Source organism: Nitrospirota bacterium (genome assembly GCA_040757595.1).
Classification (GTDB): Bacteria; Nitrospirota; Nitrospiria; order Nitrospirales; family Nitrospiraceae; genus JBFLWP01.
Genome location: JBFLWP010000034.1, coordinates 1 through 1,810 on the forward strand (window position 1 = coordinate 1; position 1,810 = coordinate 1,810).

2 protein-coding genes are annotated in these 1,810 nt (G+C 67.9%); both read right to left on the reverse strand.

Annotated elements, in window-relative coordinates:
* Positions 1-921, reverse strand: a 921-nt coding sequence (locus AB1411_16965; protein MEW6545282.1) for a caspase family protein, incomplete at its 3' end; no start/stop codon positions are given.
* 640 nt (positions 922-1,561) lie between these two features.
* Positions 1,562-1,744, reverse strand: coding sequence for a hypothetical protein (locus AB1411_16970; protein MEW6545283.1), 183 nt, complete (start codon positions 1,742-1,744; stop codon positions 1,562-1,564).
* Positions 1,745-1,810 lie beyond the last annotated feature (66 nt).

Consider the following 1,810-nt stretch of genomic DNA (forward strand, 5'->3'; position numbering starts at 1 on the left):
CGGGCGTCGTCTCGGCTCAGCACGCACGGCGGCGGGCCGCGCCGCCGCGAAGAACACGAATTCCCCCGGCTCGTTCGCCAGCTTCCACAGCTCCGGCCGCTGCCGGTGCCCCTTCGACTGCGCCGCGTCGAACACCCGCCGGTCCAGGTACTTGTGCAGCTCGCTCGCGGGGATGATCCCGTCCCCGTCCAAATCCGCGAGCCCCTTGTTGAGCCCCTCGAGCAGGTAGTAGGTGAACACGCTGTGGCCCCATTCCGGCCCCTCCAGCGCCTCCTGCTTCGGGCCGCCCGCCGTGATGAGCTGCCGCCCGCGCTCCCGCGTGATCTCCCGCAGGTACGCTTCGTCGTACTTGAGCACGCTCTTGAACTGCGTCCCGGCGATCCCCCCGTAGCACACGTCCACCAGGAACAGCACGTGCTTGGAGGGCAGCGCCTCGGCCAGGTCCCGGATCAGGGACATGGGCATGGCGGTCTCCGTCAGCTTATCCACCTCCGCGCCGACGGGCAGCAGGAAGCCCATCTCCTTCCCGCCCTTGGGCTGTTTCGTCTCCCCATGACCGGAGTAGAAGATCAGCACCCGGTCCTGCTCGCCCACCCGGTCCACGAGCTTGTCGCCCAACTCCCCGAGAATATTCCGGCGGGTGGCTTGCTTGTCGTACAGCTCGGTCACCTGAAAGCCCCGCTGCCGCAGCGTCTGCGCGACCGCCTGGGCGTCCGCCACGGCATACTTGAGCGGCCGCACGTGCTCGTACTCGTCGATCCCGATGACGACCGCCCAGGATTTCCCCGTCTGCTCGGCGATGTACTGGGCGGCGTCTTTCCCGTCCACCCGCACCCCGCGCGTGTCGGCCGAGGCGGGTGAGACGCTGATGAGGAGCACAAGCCCCGACAGGAGCAGGCCCAAACGGGTGCGGCGTGTCATGGCAGACCCTCCCTACCGCGCCTGCGAGAACCGCGCCCTTCGAGCACGTGGGCGCGGAGAGTTACTTTGCCTCCAGTGAACGATCAATCACGACTCTATGGTGGAGCAGACGATGATGCCGGGCGGACGAACGTGAAGACGGCGACGCGCCATGAAGACGGCCCTATGCTATGCCGAGAGCCCGGAACAGTCAAGCGTCAGGGCCGGCCCTGGTTCGACCGCGCTCACCGCGGGCTTCGATAACGCCTGTGCCGAGCCTGTCGAAACACTCAGGCCAGGCTCCAGCTTGAGAAGGTACACGGTTTTGGGCGGCCACCGCCATCCGCCACATGGCGTATGGCCTCAGCCCTTCTCCTGTTCCAACACGGTCCCGATCCACGCCCCCCCGGCTCCCCCCAGGATGCGCCCGCGTGTCCGCCGGCGTAAACCACGAGCAGATGCACCAGTGAAAAACGCCCGGTCCCGGGCCGGCGACTGGCCCCTACCCCACCTATCCTCCCCTTATCAAGGGGAGGGATGGGAGGGGTTGGCCGGTCCGGGATCAGGGTGGTGCGCTCTTCGGAGTCGGCGCTTCAGGGGCAGGAAGTCCGGCGCGCCTCGCTTCGCGGAGGGCATGAGTTCGACCCCACCTGGCCTCCCCTTACGAAGGGGCGGCAGAACCGCCCGGCACGAACCGATGCGAGCGGGGAAACGTGCCGACATGATTGACGAACCAGAGCAGGAGGTCGTAGGCCCGCGTGACCAGCGCCGGCTCTGCCGGCGCTGGCCCCTCACCCGTGCCCTCTCCCCCGAAGCCGGGGGAGAAGGGACGGTGAGGGGGCATTTCGGATCCAACCCTCACAGGGTCACAGTCCCACAGAGCACAGGGTCAGCGGGCGTCCTGGGCGCA